Consider the following 24,873-nt stretch of genomic DNA (forward strand, 5'->3'; position numbering starts at 1 on the left):
TCTTATTGCAAGCCGATTGCGACCGCAATAAAGATAAAAATCGTTCCTAATACAAATAAGAAACCTTGCATTTTGATCTGGAATTTCGCCCATTTCACCCATTCGATTCTTGCGACACCTAAGACACCGATCAGACTTGCCGATACTGGAGTGAAGGCATCCATAAAGCCCGAGCCTAATTGATAAGCCAAGACAGCGATCTGTCTAGAGACACCTAAAAGATCGGCTAATGGCGCCATGATCGGCATGGTTAATGCAGCTTGACCTGAATTTGAAGTCACGATCAAATTGAAGAAGCTTTGGAAAATGTACATGAACCAGGCACCAATAAAAGCTGGAACATTGCTTAACAATCCGCCGATGCTGTGCAAAATCGTATTCAACGCTGACGGCACATTGGCATCAGAACCGCCGAGAACCAGAAGAATCCCTTTGGCCATCCCTACAACGATTGCAGTTCCTGCCAATTCTGAGGCACCAGATTGAAAGGCACTCGCCACATCATTCAAGCCCATATTTTCTAATTTGAAAAGAACCGCTATGATTCCTGCCCCTAAGCCCATAACAAAGAATTGAGAAGCAATCTCGGGAATATAGTAGCCTTTCTGCGTCACACCCCATACGATCCAGATCAAAACCGCCAGCATTTCAACCAAGATCAATTTATGACCTAATAAAAATGGTTTTTGCTCACTGGAGGTTTTTTCAAGATGATTTCTAAAATACGCATCCGATTGATACGTTAGCGATTTCTCAGGATTCTTGCGAATTCTTTCGGCATAGATCATGAGGTACCCTGCGGATAGTGCGGTAACCACGACCCACATGATGATTCGGAACGTTGCGCCTGAAAGAACGGGAATACCTGCGATCCCTTGAGCTACTGCCACACTAAACGGACTCATCCACGAGGTGGCATTTCCAATCTGGGAGGCGACATAGGTGACGGTGACCGCCACGATCGAATCATACCCCAATGCGATCACGAAAGGCACCATGACCATCGAAAACGGAATGACTTCTTCTGCCATCCCAAAGGTAGCGCCCCCAAATGAAAAAGCAAAGAACAACAGCGGCAATGCCAAGCGTTCTAATCCACGAGTTTTGCTGATAAATGCAAAGATCCCCGCATCAATCGCTCCGGTTTGCATGATAATACCAAACGCACCACCGACCACTAGGATCAGTGCTGCGATCCCAACTGCTGAGCCGTATTTATCACCAGAAACCAATCCTTCAAAAACAAAATTTAAGAAGCCGAAACCGTTAAAGTCATCAGTTCCCCAAACCTTGGCTGTTTTGTGCAGTTTTTCAGAAGTATCATAAATTTTTTCGCCGTAAAGACTGTAAAGCGTGTCATCGGTCAGTCCCACCTCATCTAATTGACTCTGGGACAACTCTTTAGGCCCTTCAGCTAGAACAGCTGCTAAAGCCTCAGGATCGACATCTAATTCTTCCAACTCTTGTGGATCGTCTTCCAATTGATTCAACTGTTGATAGACGTATTCGTTATCTAACGGGTAGGCATAACGAAACGAATCTTGCATCAAGACCGTTCTGGTACTTATTTCCCCATTTGCATCGGTATACTCGATTTCTTGTGTACTGAATTTTCCAGCGGGAACTAAGAAAGTCAGCAACCACGCCAACAATACGACCCCAAAGATGATGACATACGTATGAGGCGTTTTCATTTTAGTTAAATCTTTCTTTTCTTTCCCCTTTTTCGCTTTTTTTCCAATTGTCACTTTTTCTCTCCCTTTCCCTTTGCAGCGTTCTGCATAAATTATCATTTTTGCCTATTTTTTAGTATATCGAAAAAACGTTTTTTCCTCATGGGGAAAGCATTAGAATTCAAATAAACTACGTTATAAAAAGAAAGAAAAAGAAAAAATGAAAAGAAGCCAGAAACGCTTCTTTTCACTACGAATGCTTAGTTTTCTTCAGAAAGCCCATCAAAATAAGTTTCAGTGTCTCGTTCATCTTGCTTTAATTGTTCGATCAACGCTTGTGCGCCATTGAAAGCGACTTGATCACGTAAGAAATGATGCCAGCGGATCGCCACGGTTTCACCATAGATATCTTGGTGAAAATCGAGAATATAGATTTCAACTGTTAACTGGCGCCCCTGACCAAACGTATCATTGTGACCAATCGATCCCATCGATGGATACCACTTGTCACCGACTTTGATTTCCGTCACATAGACGCCTTCTTTTGGCAACCGAACGGTGCTCTTTACTTTGATATTCGCGGTTGGAAACCCAAGTTCTCGTCCTCTAGCATCACCGTGAACGACGGTTCCTTCAAATTCATAAATATACCCTAACAAGCGATTGACTTGTGCCATATCGCCATTTTGTAGGGCAGAGCGAATGCGTGTGGAGCTAACCTTTTCTTCATCAAACGATTCTTGCGCGACAGTCACAACTTCAAAACGATTTTCTGCATATGTTGGTAACAGCGCCATGTTGGCTATCTCTTTCTTGCCGTAGGTATAGTCGAATCCAGCAACAACAACTTTTGCATGCAGACCGATCATGTATTCATCCACAAACACCTGTGGTGCCAGATTTGCAAAAGCAGAAGTAAACTCAATGATATAAAGAATATCTACTCCAAGCTTTTCCATATGCGCTTCCTTTTGAGCCAAGCTGGTCAGGTATTGCATTTTTTCAGGATCGACTTTTTGAAAAACGATCGAGGGATGTTGATTAAAGGTCATTAATGCCAATTTTAACCCTTTTTCTTCTGCGATCTTTCGTCCTGTTTCAATGACTTTCTGATGACCTAGATGTACGCCATCGAAAAAGCCTAACACTAAGACGATCTCCTCATCAGGAATCGTTTCGTGATCATAAGGGTGTCTCATTTCAATGATTTCCATGTTCATTCTCCTATTTCTGTACGGATGACTTTTACCGGTTTCATCATATCTTGGTATTTGTCATGAGCTTTATAGATACTGATCAATTGTTCTCGATAAAAAATCGCCACTAATTCCTCTGGGCGCTCTTGTAATCCAAACACGCTGAAAGGCAAGCGCATGCCATTTTTTACTTTCTGCCAGAGGTCCGCATCGATCGTCACTTGAACAAACTCCGATACCCCATATTCCACCGGTAGCAGTAGTTCCGAAACACGTTGTTCATCGACTGCCTTTTGCACCTCTGCAATCGTGTAAGATTGTTCTTTAGAAAAACCACCGCTTTTTAAGCGAGTCAAATCAGACATATGCGCGGGTACACCCAGCAATTTTCCTGTGTCGACCGCTAACGTGCGAACATAAGTCCCTTTTCCACAAGAAACTTCAAAACGCCAGCTTTGCATATTGTCCTCATGAAAAACCGGCTCTGAAATTCGTTTGAAGGAATAAATTTCTGCTTTGCGCTGTGGTCGCTCGACAGTTTCATTGTTGCGAGCATATTCGTAAAGTCGTTTGCCATTGACTTTGACCGCCGAATACATCGGCGGGATCTGGGTAATCGTCCCCGTCAACTGTTTCATTGCCTGATCGATTTCTGTCTTCGTTAACGGACGAGTTAGTGCTTGTTGTTCAACGATATCCCCCGACCGATCTTCTGTAGTGGTACTGAAGCCCAAGGTGATTTCCCCGGTGTAGACTTTTCCAGAATCAACCAAGTATTCGACGATCTTCGTTCCTTTTCCGATACAAATGGGCAAGACACCATCCACGTCAGGATCTAGTGTGCCGCTGTGTCCGATTTTTTTTGTCTTTAATATTTTTCGTAATTTAAACACGCAGTCGTGACTTGTTTGTCCACGCTCTTTCCATAATGGTAAAATCCCGTCCATCGTATTCCTCCATTTCACTTCAACTTGCTTATTATAACATATAAAAAAAATTCATTGCACGACAAAATCCTTTTCGCTCCTTCTCATTACATGATAAACTAAGCATATAAGGAGGTCCTAAAATGGTTGTTTTAACGATAGGGTCATTTATTGGATTTGCCATCTTTTTGATCATGATTCAGCTCGGCACGATGCAGCGTTGGGAAGAAGCGTTTGCTTTGCAGATCATCCAAAGCCGTACGCCTTCTTTGACGCGCATGATGCACTTTTTTACCAATTTAGGAAAAGCCTTTCCGACAGTTGCGATCGCTTTACTATTGTTTGTCTTTCCATCATCGCGGGCGGATCTTGCACCAAAAACAGCAGTCAGTATCTTCATAGTATCAGCAGCTGCTTACCTGATCAAACGGATCGTCCGACGAGATCGTCCGATCGATCATCGTTTAGTTGAAGAAAAAGATCACAGCTTTCCTAGTGCCCATGCTGCCACATCCGCTGCCATGTACGGAACGATCGCCTTGAATCTTGGACAATTGGTTCCCTCAGCAGTCCTTCCGATGACTCTGCTGGCAGTTTTGTTAAGCTTTATGATCGGCTTTAGCAGAGTCTACTTAGGGATCCATTTTTTAACAGATGTGATCGGAGGCTGGCTCTTGGGGACAGGTGTTGCTGGACTGGTAACTTTACTGATGAATACCTGATGCTCTTTTCAAATAAAAAAGAACAGCTTCGATTGGAAGCTGCTCTTTTTTTTATTCTTCTGAGTGCAATGCGCGAATCATTTCATCAATTTTATTCCCGTATTGTACTGATTCATCCAATTCGAATTGGATTTCTGGAACTTTATAGAGCGTTAACGCTTGACCTAATTCACGACGAACCAAGCCAGTTGCTTTTTCCAGTCCTGCTTGGGCTTTTTGCTTATCTGAAGCTAAGTCCGTTAGGGTGCTGTAAAAGATCGTTGCTTGCTGTAAATCTCCAGTTACTCGTACATCTGTGATCGTCACATCTTGCACGCGAGGATCACGAACTTTTTTACGAAGAATTTGATTGACTTCTTTTAAGATTTCTTGTGCCACTCGGCGATCTCGATAGTTAGCCATTCAAAAAGCCTCCTTGTATAGTTGTCATTCCGTTATTTTGTCGGTACTTCTTCCATGACATAGCCTTCGATCACGTCATCAACTTTAAGATCGTTGAATTTCTCGATCATCGCGCCACATTCAAACCCTAGCTTCACTTCTTTGACATCATCTTTGAAGCGTTTCAAGCTGGCAAGTTTGCCTTCATAGATAACGATGCCGTCACGGATCACGCGGACGCCACTGTCACGGCGAATACTGCCTTCCGTTACGTAGCAACCTGCGATCGTGCCCACTTTAGATACTTTGTAGGTTTCACGAACGATCATTTGACCAGTGATTTTTTCTTCGAATTCAGGATCAAGCATCCCTTTCATCGCAGTTTCGATTTCTTCGATCGCTTTGTAGATGATGCGATGCAAACGAATATCGACTTTTTCCGCTTCCGCTTGCTGTTTGGCTTGCGGTGTTGGACGGACGTTGAATCCGATGATGATGGCATTACTTGCTGCTGCTAGCGTTACATCACTTTCATTGATTGCACCAACAGCTGAATGGACGATGTTCACTCGCACACCTTCAACATCGATTTTCTTCAATGAAGCAGCTAATGCTTCAGCTGAACCTTGTACGTCTGCTTTGATGATGACATTTACTTCTTTCAGTTCGCCTTCTTTTAGACTTTCAAACAAGTTATCCAATGTCACACGACTGCTTGATGCGCGTTGCTCCATCAAAGCACGTTTTGCACGTTCTTCACCCGCTGCTCGAGCTGTTTTCTCGTCTTCAAAAGTAACGAAACGATCACCTGCTTGAGGCACATCATTCAATCCTGTGATTTCGACTGGTGTAGCAGGTCCAGCTGCTTTATCACGACGACCTAAATCATTCGTCATTACGCGAACACGACCGAAAGTATTCCCTACAACAATTGGATCACCTACATGAAGAGTCCCTTGTTGAACCAATAGTGTTGCTACAGGACCTTTTCCTTTATCAAGGCGCGCTTCAATGACTGTACCGATCGCCCGTTGGGTAGGATCAGCTTTCAAATCTTCGACTTCTGCTACTAAGAGGATCATTTCAAGCAATTCTTCAATGTTTTGCCCAAATTTCGCTGAGATTTCAACGAAGATCGTATCGCCACCCCAAGCTTCTGGGATCAACTCATGTTCACTTAATTCTTGCATCACATGTTGTGGGTTAGCACCTGGTTTATCGATTTTGTTTACTGCAACGATGATCGGCACTTTTGCTGCTTTCGCATGGTTGATCGCTTCCACTGTTTGTGGCATCACTCCATCATCAGCTGCGACAACAAGAATCGTGATATCGGTGATACTTGCTCCCCGTGCACGCATACTAGTGAAGGCCGCGTGTCCAGGAGTATCTAAGAAAGTAATTGGTTTGCCATTGATGTCGATTTGGTAAGCGCCAATATGCTGCGTAATTCCCCCAGCTTCACCACTTGTTACGCGTGAATGACGTAAAGTATCAAGCAATGTTGTTTTCCCGTGGTCAACGTGACCCATGATCGTCACAACAGGTGGTCGTGATACTAAATTATCTTCAATTTGTTCTTCTGCTTCGAAGAATTTATCGATGTCTGCGATATCCACTTGAACTTTTTCTTGTGGTTCGATTCCGTAATCGGTAGCAAGCAGTTCAATCGTATCTTTATCTAAAGGTTGGTTTTGATTGACCATAACCCCCATCATAAAGAGTTTCTTGATGATCTCTGCTGGTTCACGGTAGATTTTTTTCGCGATATCCGCTACGTTCATGCCTTCTGAATATTCCAATACTTCTGGTAGCTCACGGAATTTACGTGCTGGAACTGGCGGTTTCTTTTCCGTCTGCTGACGGCCTTTTTTGCCTTTTTTATTGAATTTGTTGCGATTGTTATTGTTGAAATTATTGTTGCGTCCACCGTAGTTTGACTTGCCGCGGTTTTGATTTCCTCCACGAGAATCATTCGATCCTTGCGGACGGTTATTGTTACGGTCTGCCCCTTGCGTATTTCCTGCAGATTGAGCGGCCGGACGGTTTTGTTGCCCTTGGTTATTTGGACGGTTTTGCTGTCCTTGGTTTGTTGGGCGATTTTGTTGCCCTTGATTATTCGGACGGTTTTGTTGTCCTTGGTTTGTTGGGCGATTCTGTTGCCCTTGATTATTCGGACGGTTTTGCTGTCCTTGATTGTTCGGACGATTTTGTTGTCCTTGGTTGTTTGGACGGTTTTGCTGTCCTTGATTGTTCGGACGATTTTGTTGCCCTTGATTATTCGGACGGTTTTGCTGTCCTTGGTTTGTTGGGCGATTTTGTTGCCCTTGATTATTCGGACGGTTTTGTTGTCCTTGGTTTGTTGGGCGGTTTTGTTGCCCTTGATTGTTACGATTCTCTTGGTTATTCACTCGATTATGACTTCCTTGGTTATTTGGTCTGTTACTTCCTTGACTGTTCGTGCGATCTACTTGTCCTTGACCAGCAGGACGGTTATTGCTTTGCGTAGTTCGCTGTTGACTTTGATTGTTATGACGGTTTTGGAAGTTAGGATTATTTCTTTGCGTTTTAAATTTCTTTTGTTCTTGTTTTTCCGGCTGGTTGGCTGGTTTCTGATTTGCGGGATTTGAGTTTGCAGATGTTTTACCATTTGGATTGCCGCCTAATGACTGCTGCAATTTTTGCGCCTCTCCATCTGAGATCGCGCCCATATGATTTTTGACATCAAAGCCTAAAGATTGTGCTTTTTCAACAACCTCTTTGCTCGACTTATTCCATTCTTTTGCAAGTTCATAAATTCTTTTTTTTCCCATGCAATCACCTTCCTAACCTAATATTAATTCCTGCACCTTCCTTGCAAATCCTTGATCTAAGATGCCAATGACCATTCTTGGTTTCCCAATGGCCGCACTGATTTCATCAGCAGAAAATGCATCTAGGAGCGGAATTTCGTAATAAGAACTTTTGTCCTTAATTTTCTTTTGTGTATTTTTACCAGCATCACTGGCGATAATGACTAAAGCAGTTTTCTCATTGCGAATCTCTTTTAAAGTCATTTCTTCACCAGTTACTAATTTCCCAGCACGCATGGCTAGTCCTAACATATTTAATGCTTTGGTTTTATTCATTTGCAAATAACTCTTTTCGCGCTTTTTGGTGCGTTACATAGTCCAATAGTTCTTGGTAAAATTCATCTGTCAATTTCGTTTCCAGCACTCGATCCAAGATACGCTTATCCCATGCTTTCTGGGCTTCAGCCGGTTCGATCGCTATATAAGCTCCCCGACCTGGCATTTTTCCTGTCGGATCGATGGAAACAACGCCTTCTTTTGAACGAGTGATACGAAGCATTTCTTTCTTAGGTAGCATTTCGCCTGAAATCACTGATTTTCGTAAAGGAATTTTTCGTTTTTTCATCACGATCTCACCTCAACTATTTTTCGTCAAACTCAACATTTTCATAATCATCCGCAGTCATGTCTGATGGAAGGATCGCTTCATCAACTGTTTCTGCAGATTCTGTTGCTTCTGTGCTGATTTCTTCAGCAGCTTCTGAAGCGTTGGCATCATACTCATCGATATAGTCGCCTTCATCCAGCTTCGCATAAAATTCTTCCATGTCTGTTTCTGATTTGATATCGATTTTGAAGCCAGTCAATTTGGCTGCTAGGCGAGCATTTTGTCCGCGTTTACCGATCGCTAATGATAGTTGGTAATCAGGCACGACAACAGTACAAGCCTTCGGATTATCAACATCAAAAATAACGTCGCTGACTTCTGCTGGATTCAACGCATTGGCGATGAAGATCGCTGGATCTTCATTCCATTCCACGATATCCATGTTTTCGCCTTTTAGTTCATTAACGATCGCTTGAACCCGTTGACCTTTAGGGCCAACACAAGTGCCGACTGGATCGACGTTGGCATCAAAGGAACGAACAGCAACTTTGGCACGATCCCCTGCTTCACGAGCAATACTTACGATCTCTACAGTACCATCATATACTTCTGGCACTTCTTGTTCAAATAATCGGCGCAGCAAATCTGGATGGCTGCGGCTAACGAATACTTGAGGCCCTTTTGAAGTATTTTCAACACGAGAAACGAATACTTTGATCCGATCATGGGGTTGATAAAACTCATTTGGCATTTGGTCTTGTTTTGAAAGCACGGCTTCAATTTTGCCTAAGTTTACATAGATATAACGATTGTCTTGGCGTTCAACGATTCCTTGCAAAATGTCTTTTTCGTACGCACTAAATTCGTTATAGATAATGTTTCTTTCCGCTTCACGGACCCGTTGCAAAATGACTTGTTTTGCCGTTTGCGCCGCAATACGACCAAAGTCTTTAGGCGTTACTTCAAAGCGGATTTTGTCGCCGATTTCATAAGCGGGGTTGATTGTCATCGCTTCTTTTAATGAAACCTCTAGTTGCGAGTCCATGACTTCTTCTGTCACTTCTTTGACTGCATAGACGTGGATATTGCCTTTTTTCTGATCAAATTCTACTTCCACATTTTGTGCTTGCCCGTAATGACGTTTGTACGCTGAAACCAATGCCGCTTCCAATGCATCGATGACAATCTCTTTTGAAATGCCTTTCTCTGCTTCTAATGCATCCAATGCATTCAACATTTCTTTACTCATGATTCTTTCATTCCTCCGTGTTTAAAATTGAATGGCTAAACGAGCTTTGGCAATATTTTTCCGGTCGATCGTTCGTTCTTTTTCTCTGGTTTTGATTCGGGTCTTCATAACTAGCTGATTTTCGTCGAATGACTGTAAAAAGCCTTCGAACTGTTTTTCTCCATCAATCGGTTGATATAAAGAAACATGAATGTACTCGCCGACTGCCCGTTGATAATCTGCTTCTTTCTTCAATGGACGCTCGGCGCCAGGGGAAGAAACTTCCAAGAAATAGGCCTGTGGAATAGGATCAGGTTCGCATTGGTCTAATTGTTCACTAAGTTGTTCACTGACAAAGGCACATTCCTCGATATCGATTCCGCCTTCTTTATCAATGAACACACGAAGAAACCAATTTTTCCCTTCCTTCACGAATTCTACTTCAACTAATTCAAATTTTTGCGCATCCAGAATAGGGGTCACTATATCTGTAACAGTTTCCACTACCGTACTCACAACATCGCCTCCTTTATTTCTCAACGAAACGAACTTCATTCCATTAAAAAGAGTGAGCGAAAAAACCGCTCACTCACTCTAAGTATCATTACATTGTAAATATAACACAATTTTCATAAAGATTCAACTACTGTCGCATGTTCCCTTCGCTTTCAGAAAAAAACAAAGTATTTTCTTAAAGATTTTTAATGCTTGGGTGAATGGCTGTTAGTGAATCACTTGACCAATCCGACGTAGTAGTTGTGGGAAAATGCTCTCTGGATCAAAGTCCATTGGCGCGTCATGTGGGAAATGAAGCCAGAGCCGACCACCATAAACCACTAGTACCAAAAGTGTCAATGTCACCCACAGGTTGTGACTGTAGTAAAGTTTGCTGATTTTCGGATTTTTTTTGAATAAAACAATTCCGAATACGATCGGCACTAACCAAAACAAGGGATGAAAATGCAGCGCACCTTCAAGATCACCCTGAAATAAGTGCAAATAGGCGCGCGTCATGCCACAACCTGGACAAGGAAACCCCGTTAACCATTTAAACGGACAAATCAATAATCTACCCAATCATCTGAATCAGACGAATCGTTTGTATTGTTAGATGAGGTCATGGCATTTTGATCAGCCGCTTCCCACATTTGGTTCATATCACCTTGTAAAATCGCCATGTTGATGAAATCAAAAGCAAACAGGCTCAAGACGACAAAAAGAATTTTGTTGTCACTCAGACGAGGCATATTCGCTCGTTGTTGTGCACTCATAAAGATATCCGCAATTCGGTACCACCAATAAATTTGATACAATCCACAAGTAAGGATCGTGAGTAAAATCGACGTTTCTGGCGAAAGACGATTATCCCCGCTGTATTCTGCCAGCTCTTTGGTTGTTTGGTACATCCAAAAGAATGTATAAATGCCACAAGTAATAAATGTTAATAAAATGACCGATACAACCGATTTCTTTCTAACTCCGTAATTATAATTCATCACAAACTCCTTCTAGTTTATTCCTTTTTATCACTTACTAATTATACACGATTTTATTCACAAAAACAAAAAAAATCTAATTATTTTATTTTATATAGATTAAAAAAGGTAAATAGCACCTGCTGAAAGCAGGTGCCTATACTATAAAATCATTCGTTTTCTTTGAACCAAAAGCTATGCTCGACTATAATTTTTCACTTCAGCAGCCATTGCATCAACAAACAGATTCAATTCTTCGACTTGGGTCTCCTTGCTGCCGTAGCGACGGATATTGACTGTCGCATCATTGACTTCTTGATCCCCAACAACAATTTGGTAAGGAATTTTTTGGGTTTGTGATGCACGGATCTTATACCCCATTTTTTCGTTGCGGTCATCCACTTCCACTCGCAGTCCTTGCGCTTGCAGGCGTTCTTTGATTTCGTAAGCATAGTCGCTGTGGGCTTCGACTGAGACCGGAATGATCGATGCTTGGATTGGTGCCAACCAAGTCGGGAATGCCCCTTTATAGACTTCTGTCAGGTAAGCCACAAAACGTTCCATCGTTGAAACGATTCCGCGGTGGATCACCACTGGACGGTGATTGTTTTCGCCATCTTCACCAACATATGTTAGATCAAATCGTTCAGGCAATAAGAAATCCAATTGGATCGTTGACAAGGTTTCTTCCATACCTAAAGCTGTTTTCACTTGGACATCTAGTTTAGGTCCGTAGAAAGCTGCTTCACCGTCAGCTTCAAAATAATCCAATTCTAATTCATCCATGGCCGCTTTTAGCATTGTTTGCGCATTTTCCCACATCGCATCGTCATCAAAATATTTGTCTTTGTTTTGTGGATCGCGATAACTTAAACGGAAACGATAGTCAGTAATATTAAAGTCTTCGTAAACGCCCACCATAAGATCCAGTGTCCGTTTGAATTCTTCTTTGATTTGATCAGGACGAACAAATGTATGACCATCATTTAAGGTCATTTCCCGAACCCGTTGCAACCCTGATAGTGCCCCTGATTTTTCATAGCGGTGCATCATTCCTAATTCAGCGATCCGAATTGGTAGTTCACGATACGAATGGATGTCATTTTTGTAAACCATCATGTGATGCGGGCAATTCATTGGTCGTAGAACCAGCATTTCGCCATCCCCCATATCCATTGGTGGGAACATGTCCTCGTGGTAATGATCCCAGTGCCCTGATGTTTTGTATAAATCCACGTTTGCCATGATTGGTGTGTATACGTGTTGGTACCCAAGGCTAACTTCTTTATCCACGATATAACGCTCGATCGTACGACGGATCGTTGCTCCTTTTGGCAACCAGAAAGGCAAACCCGCGCCGACTTCAGGGGACAACATAAACAATTCTAATTCTTTCCCTAATTTACGATGATCGCGTTCTTTTGCTTCTTCTCGTAAACGAATAAATTCCTTCAAGTCTTTCTTATCGAAAAAGGCTGTTCCATATACCCTTTGCATCATTTGATTATCAGAACTTCCACGCCAATAGGCTCCGGCTACTGATAACAATTTGTACACTTGGATACGACCTGTCGATGGGACATGAGGGCCGCGGCATAAGTCAACAAATTCTCCTTGCTGATAGGCAGTAATCGTTTCGTCATCTGGTAATTCTGTGATCAACTCAACTTTGTATGGATCTTCAGCAAAAAGAGCCAAAGCTTCCTCTTTTGTTAATACACGTCGTTCAATTGGCAGATTTTCTTTAATGATTTTCATCATTTCTGCTTCGATTGCTGGTAGATCTTCCGCAGTTACTGGGTTTTCCCCATTGTCTGTGTCATAGTAAAAACCAGAATCAATTGCAGGTCCTACTCCAAAATGGATCGATGGATAGAGTCTGCGCATGGCTTGAGCCATTAAATGAGCTGTCGAATGACGAAGTAAACCTAAGGCGTCTTCATGATCGGGTGTCACGATCTCAATCGTTGCATCTTCTTCGATCGGACGTGAAAGATCGATCAGTTGTCCATTGACTTTTCCAGCTAAGGCTTTTTTTGCAAGACTTTTCGAGATACTTTCAGCAATCTCTTTAGTTGTTACCCCAACAGCAAATTCTTTTTTTGCGCCATCAGGAAATGTAATAAATAATGACATATGAATGTCCTCCTTTGAATGATTTCAATCAATAAAAAAGTCCTAGTATCGGTTACGATACTAGGACGATCACTCGTGGTTCCACCTATTGTTCGAAAACAGAAAAAGTCTGTTTTCCTCTTCATGAGATAACGGTTCAACCGCCTCCGTTTCGACAGAGGTCTAAAAAAGTGGTCATCCTTTGGTTTTCTTCCAGGAAATTTTCAGCCAAGATTTCCCTCTCTTATCGAAGACTCTCAAACTCAGGTGTCTTTTTTATTGATCGATTATGGCTCAATTAAACCACTACCTACAAGAAAAAGCAAGAGAATTATTTCCAATCGCCATTCACAGCATAAGTTCCTTGCTTCATTTCATTGATGATGACATGGATATGCTCCTTAGGGGCACCCGTATTTTTATGGACCGCCTCAGTGATTTCTTTCATCATATTCGTCAGTTGTTCTTGCGAACGCCCTTCAACTAGTTCGACATGAATAAATGGCATACGATTTCCTCCTTTGTTTGCTTTTGATTATACACCTTTTTCAAAAAGACAAAAGCTATTCCCATGATTTCCAAAGAAAAACGTGTCTTTATTCCTCCTGATACACGACAGAAAACTTTTCACAAACGCATAGCATTTGATCGTGAAAAGACAACCCCGCTGAGGCATAAGCTCGTCGAAAAAAAGCTTCATGAACACGGCGCCAATAAGCCAAAGTGCGATCTCCTTCCCCTTCTAAAAAGGCAAACGCTGCTGTCACTTCATCAAATGGCACGATCGACACTGACTCTAAATAAAGAACAGCTCTTGGTACATCCGAACCATCTAAAAGGACACTATACGTTTCTGATTGTGGCAATGCTTCTTGCTCGATTTCATAGAGCGCAGCGGCGGAGGTCGTCGCTGTCTTTTTGCCAGCTAAAACAAGTGCTGCCAGTTCATCCGCCATTTCTGAAGTATCACCAAAGGACCAAGCATCTTCATAGGTCAGAGAAGATTGATTTCTTGGATTTGCTTTTAAAAACCGCTGCCAAAACGCTTGAATCTGACTGTCTTTTATTTTTGGTTCTCTGGTCTCATCTGCCAATTTTTTTCACTCCAATACTTCGTATATGTTTGGACATTCTCAGCTTCTTGCCAATCATAGGCCAACCCTAATTTCTCGCTGATTTTCTTTGCTTGCTTATCAAATCGTTTTTGCATCTTCAAAAGGGACTGACCGCAAGCAGTGATCGTGGAAAAATCAAGCAATGAGGTCAATTCCCGCCACTCCTTTTCCGTTAGAAACGACTGCAGGTATTTATGATTTTTCCCAGTACTCACCTGAAATTGCTGAGCATGGGCAACAAACAAATCTTCAATCCATAACAACTCTTGCCAACAAATGGTATATAAATGATCCGTAGCATAAATCAGCTGCTTTCGAAGCAGCCCTTTCACAACATACGTGCTTACCCACCAAAATTCATTGCAGTGTTCTTGAAAAGCGGCTTGGGTCGGGCGCTTGATCCAGTAATGCGAATGATTTGCTTGATTAGCAAAACTTAGTAATTGGTCTGGATCAAGCAGCGGCTGCAAGCCTGGTTCTTTAGCAAGACGATCGACCAGTGCAAGAGGACAAAGCATGAGATCGATTCGTGCTCCGTCTTGAAAATGCATTAAGTAGGTAAAACAACCACCCAAGCTGGGTGGATAAATCGTGCTAGCTTCCGGTGTTTGCCTGATCATGATTGATCCAAAGGCTTCTAACCATGAAGAATCATCGACCAAAGGCTGAATATCCTCCATCACGAAGACCACGTCAAAATCCTGCAAAATATCTTTTGACGCCTGTGGATCGGTCCGTGAACCAGATAAACCGATGGCACGTGCCCCAACACGTTTCCCAACAGACAGGATCAATTGGCGCAATTCTGCTTCTTCTCTCACCTTTTCCACCTCTATTTCGTTTCGTTTTTGAACACCTAAGCTCTTTTTATAAATATTAGCATAGTTTCTTTTTTTCCACGACATTCACAGGGAAAATATGCTATAATTTTATGTCGCAATTTTTTTAAGGAGGATCCTTCGTGAACGAACGTCAAAAAGAACAACAACATGTCAATGAAACCATTGCTCTGATCCACAGAGAACAAGCGATCCTTTCGCAGCAAAAACAAGAATTAGCCGCTAAAATGGATGATCAATTAAAAGAAATCGCCGATAAGAAAATTCGCGGAGGCGACAGTGAAGCCTTTTATGAATCAGTTATCGAGTACCAGCAGCATGAACAAGAACTGCTGATCAAGTATCAAACCGCAGAATCACAAGAAAAACGCGTCAAAACCCTAACAACGATGGCAGGCAATCCCTACTTTGCTCGAATCGATTTCAAAGAAGAGCAAGAAACCGAGACCCTCTATTTAGGGATCGCTTCTTTACGAGACAAAGAGGAAGAAACGATCGTCATTGACTGGCGCGCACCGATCGCTAATCTTTACTATGAAGGAGAACTTGGTGAAACATTCTACGAAACAGACACCGACCGTTTTACGGTAGAGCTGCTCTTAAAACGCCAGTTTAAAATTCAAAATGGTGAGATCTTATCGATGGTCGATACTTCGGAGATCATCAATGACGAATTTTTATTGGAAATCTTGGATGAGGCCTCTTCTTCTCAAATGCGTAACATCGTTTCAACGATCCAAAAAGCACAGAACCAAATTATTCGTGATACCACCAATAAATTTTTACTGATCGAAGGGATTGCTGGAAGTGGGAAAACCTCTGCTTTATTGCAACGGGTCGCCTTTTTACTTTACCGTAATCGCAAATGGCTGGACGAAAAACAAGTCTTGCTGTTTTCACCCAATCATTTGTTTTCTGACTATATATCCATGGTCCTGCCTTCATTAGGGGAAAGTGAAGTGCCCACAAGAACCTTCCACCACTTTATCCAATTGATTCTGACTGGCTATGAAGTAACAAAAGAAACCCAACAAGAAGAGAACTTTTTAAGCGGCGACGATGATGCCATTGAAAAAATCAAAAGTAGTCTTTTCTTGGTGGAAAAAATCAACCGTTATGTCCGTTCGATTGCACCGATCGGCCCCTTGTTCCGTGATCTAAAAATCCAAGGGCAAACCTATTTGACAAAAGAACAGATTCGCCGCTGGTACCAAGAAACCAATCATGAATTGCCGATTTACCAAAGAACCCAACTGCTTCAAACAAAATTATTAAAAAAAATCGGCGGCTTGGAAAAAGATGAAGCCAAAAAAGACTGGGTCAAAGAAGCGACCGAAGAGCAATTGCAACAAGTATTTACCAACGATCCTCATCAAGAATACAGCGAAGAAAACGAACGCCGTTTGCGGAAGAAACTCAGACAGCAGATCGTCCGTAAGAAGTTCCGTTCCTTGACGCGGGGAGTGAAAAACTTTCAGTTTATCAACCAAGCCAAGCAATACTTACACTTTTTACAATCGGTTGAGTCTGCTGCAGTCAAAGAAACTGGCATCGAGGCTGCGGCTTGGCAGCAAAGTATTGCCAACATTCGCCAAGGAATGCGCCAAAGACAAATCAAACAAGAAGACGCCGTTTTGTTTTTCTTACTGATCAAACAGCTTTATCCTGTTCACGTCGAAGAAAAAGCTCGGTTTATCTTTATCGATGAAATGCAGGATTTTCCACCAGCACAAGTGGCTCTGCTGCGTCAGCTTTATCCAAAGGCTGGTATCACCCTGTGCGGCGATTTGAACCAAAAAGTTTATGGCAATGAAACGATCGTCGGAGCATTAGCAGAATTATTCCCCCACGAAAGCGTGAAACGTTATCAATTGAAAACCAGCTATCGTTCGACTAAGGAAATCACAGATTTCGCCAATCAATTTTTAGTTGGCAGTGATCAAGTGGAATTGACGGCTCGTAAAGGTGCGGTACCAACAATTGTTAAAGGAACTGAATCTGAAAATCTGGCTTTCCTAGAAACCAGTATTCGAAAGGCAGCGGAGAATCAGCGTTGGCGCACCGCGATCATTTGTAAAACCGCAAAGGATTGCCAGCAGTTATATGCCCAGCTGACAGAAACAATGCAGGAACAAGTGCAGCTGATCACCTCTGAAGAAGACTTCATGAAACGCAATGTCATGATCTTCCCGGCCTTTTTAGCAAAAGGGCTAGAGTTTGACCAAGTATTTGTCTGGACACCAGGTGCCACTTTCGCGACTGAACAAGACCAATTGATTTTTTATACAATGGCGACACGGGCGATGCATCAGTTGACCGTCCTTACCCAAGAAGAATTGCCGCTTCTAGTGAAAGCTGATCCTGCCACTTATCAGTTTCAAGAAGCATCACGGATTGACGAATAACCTAACAAAAAAACATCACAATCGACTGATTTTCAAATGAAACCAGCCGATTGTGATGTTTTTTAGCCTTTTAATTCGCCAATAAATAAGCGGGTTTCTGGATAACGCATCCCAACGATTGTTAAAATCATCTGCAGCTCAGAAACGTGTTCCGGATCTTCTGGAACAAATAATTTTGTATGACGTCCGATACTGCCATTATCGATCAAACGATGGGTACGATTCCATTGACTAAATTCCTCGATCGTTGTAAAGCGACTAAGAGGAAAACCAGCACCGTCGAGAATTTCCGTCAATCGAAAAAGCACATAAGAACTATCGATCACCAATTCTTTTCTGTGAGGTAAAGCACGCGTTCGCTTATAATCAATAATTGCTTTTTCTGGTCGGTGTTCCAAAAGCCAATCCAACAGCATGAAGAACCCTTCCATTCGATAATCATCGATAAAGAGTCGTTCAGAGTATTCCGACATGCGAAAGACCAAAGGAATCAAGAATCGCTCTTTATAAATTAACAAGGGTGCGCGATCAACGACGACATTTAAATAACGATTCAAATAAGAAGAACCACGATAATCGCCTAGACGATACCCTTCCACCCCATACTTTTGATATTTCCGACAAAGAGCCGAGCAGTCAGAAATCGATACAGACACTTCTGCTAGCTTTTCAAAACCACTTAAGATTCGATTAAATGGCTCTAAAACGATTTTTTCTTCCATGTCTGCCCCCCTAACGAGTTGTTTGCTTATGTAGTAAATCATAACATATAAAATGTCTGGAAACCAACTGAAAAGACGATGAATATTGAAGAATTTTCAAGAGAAGTGCTTCTCGCTCTCTTGTTTTTTTCACTTGACTAAACAACGGAAGGTTGATGAAAAAAACACCAAAAACTGGCAGCCAGATCACCTCTAGGCTGCCAGTATGTCTTATTCTTCAGCGTCTGCCACATTGTGATAGACATTTTGAACATCTTCAAGATCTTCTAATACATCGATCATTTTTTCGAATTTTTCTAGATCATCGCCAGTTAAGGTTACTTCATTTTGAGGAATCATTTGCATTTCAGCAATTGAAAATTCGGTGATTCCTTTTTCTTTCAAGGCTTCCTGAATGGCATGGAAGTCACTTGGTTCACCGTGAACGATAATTTGTCCATCTTCTTCAACAACATCACGAACATCGATCTCTTTGTCCATCAAGTATTCTAAGATTTCATCGGCATCGTCACCAGCAAAGCCAAATAATGCTGTGTTATCAAACATATAAGCAACTGCCCCAGAAACACCCATATTCCCGCCGTTTTTACCAAAAGCGGCCCGAACATCGGCTGCGGTACGGTTGACGTTGTTTGTCAAAGTATCGACGATCACCATTGATCCATTTGGTCCAAATCCTTCATATCGAAGTTCTGAGTATTGTTCATCGCCAGAACCTTTGGCTTTTTCAATCGCACGGTCAATAATGTGTTTTGGCACATTGTAGGTTTTCGCACGTTCGATAACAAAGCGTAATTTTTGGTTCGCGTGAGGATCAGGATCACCCGATTTTGCTGCTGCGTAGATTTCGATTCCAAATTTTGCATAAACTCGGCTATTGTTTGCATCTTTAGCAGTTTTTTTCGCTACGATATTTGCCCATTTACGACCCATGATTTCACTTCGCTTTCTTGTTTTTAAAAATCCTTATTCATTATACTTGTCAAATGGCGTTCTGTGAAGCAATTTTCACTTATTTATCAATAAAAAGCGGAATTCTTCGAAAATTTTGTTCTGAGATTTGAGCATTCCCTTGCTGATAAATCTGGTCGATCCGCAATGACAAGCCGTAGCGCTGTGCTTCTTTCTTACCGAATTTAGCGATCAGCGGCAGGGTCAGCTCTTTTTTGACTTCTTTTAAATAGTGCTGCCCTTGCTTTGTATAGCCTAAGACTCGAATAAAGGGATGTGCTTGGGCTTCCTTCATTTCAGCTTTTGTCACTTGGAACAATACATAACAAGCAAGACGCTGCAGTCTCGTTTGGGTATAGCGTTTTGTCTTTAACAACTTGATAAAATCTGCAAACGAATCCGCCGCAGTCACATATTGTTTTAGTCGATATTCTAGTCCTTCTTCCATCTGGTAAATAGCAGCTAATTTTTCGAGGGGGGCAGAAATGATCTGGTATTGAAGATACGGCCAAAAGGCTTCCCAGTCGACTGTTGTTTGCGAAAGAAATTTTTGTGTTGCTTCAGGAACAAAATCCACAACAGCTTCACCTTGTTTGAGTCCTTGACGAATGGCTGTGGCACTAGCGATCGTTGGATGCTTAAATTGTTCTGAATGATAAGAGGCCGCAATTCGTTGAATGGGAACAAGCCTCATTGGTTTTTCATAACACAACACTTCCCGTGCATACGCCATACCCAACAGATGATTCGGCTGGTCTTTTTCTGCATGGTACTCAGGATAAAGCTCACTGAGGACCATACTCATTTTTTGACTATAGGTAGCATTTTGCCTAGCTATGCGTTGAAATGCGTCATCGATCATCCGCTGATTTTCTTTTTCAAACTGAGCGAACTTTGCATAGTCAAAGGGTTGTTTCGCATCTGTACCAAAACACAAAGAATCACATTGCAGATTTTGTAAGATCCTAATCGCTCCCGCTGCAAAAAAATCAGCAGACTGGACGGCCCAAGCGGATGGCAGTTCAACGACCAAATCGACGCCATTTTGCAATGCCGCTTGGGCTCGTTGCCATTTATCGATGATCGCCGGTTCACCACGCTGTAAAAAATTTCCACTCATCACGGCTACAATGACATCGGCGTTGGTTTCTTGCCTGGCTTTGTCCACGTGGTATTGATGGCCATGGTGAAAAGGATTATATTCTACGACTAGTCCGCAAGCCTTCATCGACATCCCTCCTGTTTTACATAACGGTTACTTATGGCAGACAAAAAACCAGCGACGGCTTTTTTCATTTGGTTTTGTATCGATAAAATCAGCGTAGCATTCAACATTAGCAAAACCAGCATTTTCTAACATTCTTAAATAGCTTTCGAGAGGATAGGTTCTTTCTTGATGAAGCTCATCTAAGCGTTCAAACAACCCATTCTCTTGTGCAACAAAAAAGGTCAAGAAATGTTCAATGCTATGGTCTTTTTCTCCTTGATAGCTTTCCCAAAGAAAGGCAAATTCATCCGTCTGGTAATGGTAGCTATAATCAGGAAACACTTCATTGATTTGATATAAGGAATGCACATCAAATAAAAAGACGCCATCTTCTTCTAAACAACTGTAAACACCATCAAAAACTTGCTGCACACTCTGCTCGTCTTCCATGTAGCAAAGGGAGTCAGAATAGCAAGTAATAGCTTGATAGGTGCCAATATCTACGAGATCCAGCATGTCACCCGCAACAAATTGCACAGCCGCCTCTTCTTTTTCAGCCCGTTGACTAGCGATCATCAGCATCTCTTCTGAAAGATCTAACCCAGTCACATCAAACCCAGCCTTGGCAAATTCAACGGCTAACGCACCGGTTCCACAAGCCAATTCTAACAGCTGTTTTCTTTTTCCTAAATGACGACAAGAAAAATCCAGCCACTTTTTATAGAGACTGGAATCCATTACTTCGTCATAGACAAATGCGAAGGTTTCGTAAGCCATTACGCCACGACCCATTCATTAAGATCCACAAGCGGCGCATCAGACCATAATTTTTCTAGGTTGTAAAAAGCACGTTCTGAGGCACTGAATACGTGAACGATTACGTCACCTAAGTCGATCAAGACCCATTTTCCACCATCTTTTCCTTCGACACGGCGAACAGATACTTGACTTTCTTCTTCTTTATCGATGACTTCATCAATGATCGCATTGATTTGACGTTCACTATTTCCTGAACAGATCACAAAGTAATCTGCTAGCAAAGAGATTTCCCGCACATCTAATGCCATAATATCTTCGGCATGTTTTGAATCGGCGGCTTTTACAGCAATTTCTAATATTTTCTGACTATCTATGGTAATTCCCTCCTATATTTGGCTACCCAAAAATTGTAGGTTTCGATCGTTTTTGGGTAGATAACTGCTTCTGTTTCGATCAAATGAAGCAAGGTATGTTTCGTTTCGTAAGCAACAGCGGCATCTAAGTCGATCATTGCGATTTCCCTAGCCTCAACGACTCCAGGAAACGTACGCCCGGGTTCGATATAATCTGCTACATAGATGATTTTATCTAGTAGGCTCATCTTGGCAGCTCCGGTTGTGTGCAAACGGATCGCTTGTAAGATTTCTTCGTCATCGATTTCTAATTCTCGTTGAACGAAATCAGCACCGACGAGTCCATGCCAGATAGCATTGTTCCAGTTCAAGAGATCCAATTCAAATCCGTCTCTACGAATGACTAATTGAAATTCTTCATCGCTGCGTTCCTTCGCATAATCATGCGTCAAAGCAGCGATGCTGGCTTTGACCGGTGAAGCACCATATTTTTCCGCAAGGGCAACGGCCGTTTTTTCGACACCCAACACATGCTCAAAGCGCTTTTGACTCATCTGCATTTGGACCTTTTGCATCAAAAGTTCCCGTTCTGCTTGTGTGTAGTGTTCACTCTTCATCCAAGTACAACCCCTTTTCTTGAATATAGTGTAACACATTATCTGGCAATAAGTAGCGAACCGAACAACCTTGTTGCACTTTTTTACGAATTGTTGTTGAGCTGACATCCATTAGAGGAATATCGATCCAAATAATCGGGTATGGGCTATCGATCGGCACTTCCGGGCGGCGAACCCCCACAAAAGTTACCAATTCCATCAGCTCATCGATTTGATGCCATTTTGGTAAATAGTTCACCATATCCCCGCCAATGATAAAATAATAATTAGTATCTGGATTCTTAGCTGTCAATTCCCGCATCGTATCAACCGTATAACTCTTACCTTTTCGTTCCAACTCAATGGTCTCTACAGCAAATCGCGGATTATCGGCGATCGCCAACTTCAACATCGCTAAACGATGCTCAGCGGGGATTGTCTTTTTCTCATCAACATGAGGCGGTAAATACTCAGGCATGAAATAAACTTTATCCAGCCCTAATGCTTGCCCTACTTGCTCACCCATGACCAGATGTGCGTAGTGTACTGGATTAAAATTTCCACCAAGAATGCCCACTTGCTTTTTCGGTACAAGTTCTTGTGTTTGTGTCTCTAAAACCGTTTGTACCTTTCCAAATGTTTGTCCTTGCATGCCTTCTCCCTCCTAAATTGAACGAACTTTGCTTGAAATCGTTTGGTATTTTTCTTTACTAGACGGTTTGAATAAAACGATCACTCGTCCGATGATCTGGACCACTTCACAGCCAACTTTCTCACGGATCGTTTCAGCTGCTTCGTCAGCAACCTCATCGGTATTTTGGAGTAATGAGACTTTGATCAATTCTCGTTTTTCTAGTGCTTCTTCAATTTGCGCCATCATCGCGTCATTCAAGCCGCCTTTGCCGATTTGAAAAATCGGGTTTAGATGGTGCGCTTCACTTCGTAAAAATCTTTTTTGTTTTCCTCGTAAGTCCATATTCTTCCTTCTTCCTTATACTAATGCTTTACGTCTAAGCACATCGACACCCTTTGGCGCCCACCCGGCGATGACACATGGTTTGGTGATCGTGATCCAGCCAAGTCCAGCAAAAACGATATCGGTTTTTTCTTTGATTGAAAATTCGAAACGGACGAGTTCAGGAAAATCCGCCACTTCATCGGCTCGTGGCGGCTGCAGCAGCCCACCAACATGTTTCTCATAAAATTCATCGGCTTTACTTAATTTGGTCCGATGGATCGCCACATCATTCGCTACATAGGCAACAAACGAACTTCGTTCTCCTTGTATGAAATCAAAACGGGCAAGTCCCCCTAAGAATAAGGTTTGTTCAGGGTTCAATTGATACACTTTCGGTTTAATTTCTTTGGCTGGTGCCACGATTTTCAGATCTTTTTTACCTAAATAGTGTGCCATTTGATGACGATGAATGATTCCTGGTGTGTCGATCAAAAAGTGCCCGTCGTCCAATGGAATCTCAATTTTATCCAATGTAGTTCCAGGGAATCGCGAAGTGGTGATCAGCTCGTTGATCCCTGCTGTTTGTTTGATGATTTGATTGATCAATGTTGATTTTCCAACATTCGTCACACCAACCACATACACATCACGACCTTCACGATACGTTTCGATCGCTTGTAGCAACGCTTGGGTTTCACCCGGTTTCTTGGCACTCGTCAACAATACATCGACGGGTCTTAAACCGACTTCGTGAGCCCGTTCCTTCATCCATTGGGTCATTTTCGATTTTTTCAAAGATTTCGGTAAAATATCCACCTTGTTGCCCACTAATAAAACAGGATTATCACCAACAAAGCGGTGCAGTCCTGGGATCAATGAACCATTAAAGTCAAAAATATCGACGACATTAACGATCAAGGCGTCTTTTTCCCCGATTTCATTCAGCAAACGTAGGAAATCATCGTCTGTCAGCGCGACATCTTGAATCTCATTATAATGGCGCAAGCGGAAGCAGCGTTGACAATAGACTTCTCCTGATTCAAGTCCTTTTTCTAATGCAGATTGCGGGGTGTACCCCAATTCGTTAGGATTTGTTGTTTGAATCAATGCCCCGCAGCCGATACAGTGAATTTGTTCGATTCCTTCTGTCATATTAAATTCCTCCACGCCATTTTAACTCTGGGTTGTGTTTCAATAAATAGTTCATGATTTTTCTTTCTGCTGCTCGATTAAACTGGGTTTTCCAAGAATCCGTTGGGATCACTGGTTTCACTAGAATGCTGCGAACACCAGCACGATTGGCACCTCGTACATCCGTCATAATCTGATCGCCGATCATGACAACCTCTTCTTTTTTCAAGCCTAATTGCTGATACCCTTGTTTGATCCCTCTTGAAAAAGGTTTTAATGCGCGGTGTACGTACTTTAAACCAAAAGGCGCAACAGCCCGTGCCACGCGTTCACTATTGTTGTTAGAAACGACAATCACCGGTATGCCAGCGTTTTTCATTTCCAATAACCAGTTTTTTAATTCTTCGGTTCCATCAGGATTATTCCAAGCAATCAAGGTATTATCAAGATCGGTCAAAATCCCTTTGATCCCCTGTGCCTTTAGTTGGCTAGGGGTGATTTTATAAATCGCATCGACCATCCAAGTCGGTTTATAATTTGAAAACATAGAATCTCCTTTACTATCTGATTTCTTCGCATGTTAAAAGTCGGCGACTAGTCATCGATCCACATAGTCGATCTTTAAAAAGAAACCGTACTAGCTGTTGACAAGCAAGCAGGCAGTTTCTAAAAGGATCAGACCTCTTCAACCTGTAATTATACAATAGAATCTTTTTGAATAC

At 42.2% G+C, this 24,873-nt stretch carries 27 protein-coding genes; 2 read left to right on the forward strand and 25 right to left on the reverse strand.

What is annotated here, in order from left to right; translation table 11 throughout:
* Positions 1–2: 2 nt before the first annotated feature.
* The 3 genes from yfcC to truB form a co-directional block, all read right to left on the reverse strand.
* Positions 3–1,694: a putative basic amino acid antiporter YfcC gene (yfcC, locus tag A5877_RS01170; protein ID WP_176273503.1), complete on the reverse strand. Its 1,692-nt coding sequence runs from the start codon at positions 1,692–1,694 to the stop codon at positions 3–5.
* A 239-nt stretch (positions 1,695–1,933) separates the two neighbouring features.
* The gene (gene ribF, locus A5877_RS01175; RefSeq protein ID WP_008378129.1) at positions 1,934–2,887 is read right to left on the reverse strand and encodes a riboflavin biosynthesis protein RibF; all 954 of its coding nucleotides are present in this window, start codon (positions 2,885–2,887) and stop codon (positions 1,934–1,936) included.
* Positions 2,888–2,889: 2 nt separating this feature from the next.
* Positions 2,890–3,816, reverse strand: a complete 927-nt coding sequence (gene truB / locus A5877_RS01180; protein ID WP_086316195.1) for a tRNA pseudouridine(55) synthase TruB — start codon at positions 3,814–3,816, stop codon at positions 2,890–2,892.
* 122 nt (positions 3,817–3,938) lie between these two features.
* Between truB and A5877_RS01185 the strand changes: the two genes are divergently transcribed.
* Entirely contained in the window at positions 3,939–4,517 is a 579-nt protein-coding gene (locus A5877_RS01185) for a phosphatase PAP2 family protein (RefSeq protein WP_005235629.1), read from the forward strand.
* Between the two features lie 51 nt (positions 4,518–4,568).
* On the opposite strand, the gene rbfA is transcribed toward A5877_RS01185, so the two are convergent.
* From rbfA to A5877_RS01245, 12 genes are all read right to left on the reverse strand, one after another.
* The gene (gene rbfA, locus A5877_RS01190) at positions 4,569–4,919 is read right to left on the reverse strand and encodes a 30S ribosome-binding factor RbfA (RefSeq protein WP_005225925.1); all 351 of its coding nucleotides are present in this window, start codon (positions 4,917–4,919) and stop codon (positions 4,569–4,571) included.
* 32 nt (positions 4,920–4,951) lie between these two features.
* Positions 4,952–7,711 (reverse strand): translation initiation factor IF-2, encoded by a 2,760-nt coding sequence (infB, locus tag A5877_RS01195; RefSeq protein ID WP_061054241.1) that lies wholly within the window; start codon positions 7,709–7,711, stop codon positions 4,952–4,954.
* A 12-nt stretch (positions 7,712–7,723) separates the two neighbouring features.
* On the reverse strand, positions 7,724–8,026 hold the full coding sequence (locus A5877_RS01200; RefSeq protein WP_016612174.1) for a YlxQ-related RNA-binding protein: 303 nt from the start codon (positions 8,024–8,026) through the stop codon (positions 7,724–7,726).
* Positions 8,019–8,315: an RNase P modulator RnpM gene (gene rnpM, locus A5877_RS01205; protein WP_005225922.1), complete on the reverse strand. Its 297-nt coding sequence runs from the start codon at positions 8,313–8,315 to the stop codon at positions 8,019–8,021. The genes A5877_RS01200 and rnpM overlap by 8 nt, the downstream gene beginning before the upstream one ends.
* A gap of 16 nt (positions 8,316–8,331) precedes the next feature.
* Entirely contained in the window at positions 8,332–9,546 is a 1,215-nt protein-coding gene (nusA, locus tag A5877_RS01210) for a transcription termination factor NusA (RefSeq protein WP_008378144.1), read from the reverse strand.
* 21 nt (positions 9,547–9,567) lie between these two features.
* Positions 9,568–10,041 carry a ribosome maturation factor RimP gene (gene rimP, locus A5877_RS01215; protein WP_008378146.1) on the reverse strand — a complete coding sequence of 158 codons (474 nt, stop codon included), beginning with the start codon at positions 10,039–10,041 and terminating at the stop codon, positions 9,568–9,570.
* 207 nt (positions 10,042–10,248) lie between these two features.
* On the reverse strand, positions 10,249–10,587 hold the full coding sequence (locus A5877_RS01220) for a DUF2752 domain-containing protein (RefSeq protein WP_170927565.1): 339 nt from the start codon (positions 10,585–10,587) through the stop codon (positions 10,249–10,251).
* Positions 10,587–11,021 carry a DUF4234 domain-containing protein gene (locus tag A5877_RS01225; protein ID WP_008378150.1) on the reverse strand — a complete coding sequence of 145 codons (435 nt, stop codon included), beginning with the start codon at positions 11,019–11,021 and terminating at the stop codon, positions 10,587–10,589. The genes A5877_RS01220 and A5877_RS01225 overlap by 1 nt, the downstream gene beginning before the upstream one ends.
* Before the next feature lie 174 nt (positions 11,022–11,195).
* On the reverse strand, positions 11,196–13,136 hold the full coding sequence (gene thrS, locus A5877_RS01230; protein ID WP_005235617.1) for a threonine--tRNA ligase: 1,941 nt from the start codon (positions 13,134–13,136) through the stop codon (positions 11,196–11,198).
* A gap of 310 nt (positions 13,137–13,446) precedes the next feature.
* On the reverse strand, positions 13,447–13,623 hold the full coding sequence (locus A5877_RS01235; RefSeq protein WP_005225916.1) for a 2-hydroxymuconate tautomerase: 177 nt from the start codon (positions 13,621–13,623) through the stop codon (positions 13,447–13,449).
* 88 nt (positions 13,624–13,711) lie between these two features.
* Entirely contained in the window at positions 13,712–14,209 is a 498-nt protein-coding gene (locus A5877_RS01240; RefSeq protein ID WP_005235615.1) for an ASCH domain-containing protein, read from the reverse strand.
* Positions 14,179–15,051, reverse strand: a complete 873-nt coding sequence (locus A5877_RS01245) for an aminoglycoside 6-adenylyltransferase (RefSeq protein ID WP_086316196.1) — start codon at positions 15,049–15,051, stop codon at positions 14,179–14,181. Before A5877_RS01245 ends, A5877_RS01240 begins: the two co-directional genes overlap by 31 nt.
* Before the next feature lie 140 nt (positions 15,052–15,191).
* Here A5877_RS01245 and helD point away from each other — a divergent pair, with 140 nt between their 5' ends.
* Positions 15,192–17,474, forward strand: coding sequence for an RNA polymerase recycling motor HelD (gene helD / locus A5877_RS01250; protein ID WP_086299382.1), 2,283 nt, complete (start codon positions 15,192–15,194; stop codon positions 17,472–17,474).
* Between the two features lie 62 nt (positions 17,475–17,536).
* On the opposite strand, the gene A5877_RS01255 is transcribed toward helD, so the two are convergent.
* From A5877_RS01255 to A5877_RS01300, 10 genes are all read right to left on the reverse strand, one after another.
* Positions 17,537–18,196: a hypothetical protein gene (locus A5877_RS01255; protein ID WP_008378159.1), complete on the reverse strand. Its 660-nt coding sequence runs from the start codon at positions 18,194–18,196 to the stop codon at positions 17,537–17,539.
* 210 nt (positions 18,197–18,406) lie between these two features.
* Positions 18,407–19,129, reverse strand: a complete 723-nt coding sequence (locus tag A5877_RS01260) for a YebC/PmpR family DNA-binding transcriptional regulator (RefSeq protein ID WP_005225911.1) — start codon at positions 19,127–19,129, stop codon at positions 18,407–18,409.
* A 79-nt stretch (positions 19,130–19,208) separates the two neighbouring features.
* Complete coding sequence (locus A5877_RS01265; RefSeq protein ID WP_061054242.1) at positions 19,209–20,375, reverse strand: nucleotidyltransferase; 1,167 nt, start codon at positions 20,373–20,375, stop codon at positions 19,209–19,211.
* 27 nt (positions 20,376–20,402) lie between these two features.
* On the reverse strand, positions 20,403–21,131 hold the full coding sequence (locus A5877_RS01270; protein WP_016612181.1) for a class I SAM-dependent methyltransferase: 729 nt from the start codon (positions 21,129–21,131) through the stop codon (positions 20,403–20,405).
* Entirely contained in the window at positions 21,131–21,472 is a 342-nt protein-coding gene (gene rsfS, locus A5877_RS01275; RefSeq protein ID WP_034878521.1) for a ribosome silencing factor, read from the reverse strand. Before rsfS ends, A5877_RS01270 begins: the two co-directional genes overlap by 1 nt.
* An 11-nt stretch (positions 21,473–21,483) precedes the next feature.
* Positions 21,484–22,083, reverse strand: coding sequence for a bis(5'-nucleosyl)-tetraphosphatase (symmetrical) YqeK (gene yqeK / locus A5877_RS01280; RefSeq protein WP_008378167.1), 600 nt, complete (start codon positions 22,081–22,083; stop codon positions 21,484–21,486).
* A complete protein-coding gene (locus A5877_RS01285; protein ID WP_016620357.1) occupies positions 22,073–22,714 on the reverse strand; it encodes a nicotinate-nucleotide adenylyltransferase in 642 nt (213 codons plus the stop codon). Before A5877_RS01285 ends, yqeK begins: the two co-directional genes overlap by 11 nt.
* A 12-nt stretch (positions 22,715–22,726) precedes the next feature.
* Positions 22,727–23,038: a ribosome assembly RNA-binding protein YhbY gene (gene yhbY / locus A5877_RS01290; RefSeq protein ID WP_005225905.1), complete on the reverse strand. Its 312-nt coding sequence runs from the start codon at positions 23,036–23,038 to the stop codon at positions 22,727–22,729.
* Between the two features lie 15 nt (positions 23,039–23,053).
* Entirely contained in the window at positions 23,054–24,172 is a 1,119-nt protein-coding gene (yqeH, locus tag A5877_RS01295) for a ribosome biogenesis GTPase YqeH (protein WP_061054243.1), read from the reverse strand.
* Position 24,173: 1 nt separating this feature from the next.
* Positions 24,174–24,698 (reverse strand): YqeG family HAD IIIA-type phosphatase, encoded by a 525-nt coding sequence (locus A5877_RS01300; RefSeq protein WP_008378174.1) that lies wholly within the window; start codon positions 24,696–24,698, stop codon positions 24,174–24,176.
* Positions 24,699–24,873: the final 175 nt, after the last annotated feature.

Source organism: Enterococcus sp. 3C7_DIV0644 (assembly GCF_002141235.1).
GTDB classification, from domain to species: Bacteria; Bacillota; Bacilli; order Lactobacillales; family Enterococcaceae; genus Enterococcus_D; species Enterococcus_D entomosocium.

Excerpts from the sequence above, each read along its gene's own strand:
- A5877_RS01270 (WP_016612181.1), bottom strand. The coding sequence starts at position 21,131 with ATGGCTTACGAAACCTTCGCATTTGTCTATGACGAAGTAATGGATTCC.
- A5877_RS01265 (WP_061054242.1), bottom strand. The coding sequence starts at position 20,375 with ATGAAGGCTTGCGGACTAGTCGTAGAATATAATCCTTTTCACCATGGC.
- yqeH (WP_061054243.1), bottom strand. The coding sequence starts at position 24,172 with ATGACAGAAGGAATCGAACAAATTCACTGTATCGGCTGCGGGGCATTG.
- A5877_RS01285 (WP_016620357.1), bottom strand. The coding sequence starts at position 22,714 with ATGCAAGGACAAACATTTGGAAAGGTACAAACGGTTTTAGAGACACAA.
- A5877_RS01225 (WP_008378150.1), bottom strand. The coding sequence starts at position 11,021 with ATGAATTATAATTACGGAGTTAGAAAGAAATCGGTTGTATCGGTCATT.
- rbfA (WP_005225925.1), bottom strand. The coding sequence starts at position 4,919 with ATGGCTAACTATCGAGATCGCCGAGTGGCACAAGAAATCTTAAAAGAA.
- A5877_RS01255 (WP_008378159.1), bottom strand. The coding sequence starts at position 18,196 with ATGGAAGAAAAAATCGTTTTAGAGCCATTTAATCGAATCTTAAGTGGT.
- yfcC (WP_176273503.1), bottom strand. The coding sequence starts at position 1,694 with ATGAAAACGCCTCATACGTATGTCATCATCTTTGGGGTCGTATTGTTG.
- rnpM (WP_005225922.1), bottom strand. The coding sequence starts at position 8,315 with ATGAAAAAACGAAAAATTCCTTTACGAAAATCAGTGATTTCAGGCGAA.
- A5877_RS01235 (WP_005225916.1), bottom strand. The coding sequence starts at position 13,623 with ATGCCATTTATTCATGTCGAACTAGTTGAAGGGCGTTCGCAAGAACAA.
- yqeK (WP_008378167.1), bottom strand. The coding sequence starts at position 22,083 with ATGAAGAGTGAACACTACACACAAGCAGAACGGGAACTTTTGATGCAA.
- truB (WP_086316195.1), bottom strand. The coding sequence starts at position 3,816 with ATGGACGGGATTTTACCATTATGGAAAGAGCGTGGACAAACAAGTCAC.
- A5877_RS01260 (WP_005225911.1), bottom strand. The coding sequence starts at position 19,129 with ATGGGTCGTAAATGGGCAAATATCGTAGCGAAAAAAACTGCTAAAGAT.
- ribF (WP_008378129.1), bottom strand. The coding sequence starts at position 2,887 with ATGGAAATCATTGAAATGAGACACCCTTATGATCACGAAACGATTCCT.
- thrS (WP_005235617.1), bottom strand. The coding sequence starts at position 13,136 with ATGTCATTATTTATTACATTTCCTGATGGCGCAAAAAAAGAATTTGCT.
- A5877_RS01300 (WP_008378174.1), bottom strand. The coding sequence starts at position 24,698 with ATGTTTTCAAATTATAAACCGACTTGGATGGTCGATGCGATTTATAAA.
- A5877_RS01200 (WP_016612174.1), bottom strand. The coding sequence starts at position 8,026 with ATGAATAAAACCAAAGCATTAAATATGTTAGGACTAGCCATGCGTGCT.
- nusA (WP_008378144.1), bottom strand. The coding sequence starts at position 9,546 with ATGAGTAAAGAAATGTTGAATGCATTGGATGCATTAGAAGCAGAGAAA.
- infB (WP_061054241.1), bottom strand. The coding sequence starts at position 7,711 with ATGGGAAAAAAAAGAATTTATGAACTTGCAAAAGAATGGAATAAGTCG.
- A5877_RS01185 (WP_005235629.1), top strand. The coding sequence starts at position 3,939 with ATGGTTGTTTTAACGATAGGGTCATTTATTGGATTTGCCATCTTTTTG.
- yhbY (WP_005225905.1), bottom strand. The coding sequence starts at position 23,038 with ATGGACTTACGAGGAAAACAAAAAAGATTTTTACGAAGTGAAGCGCAC.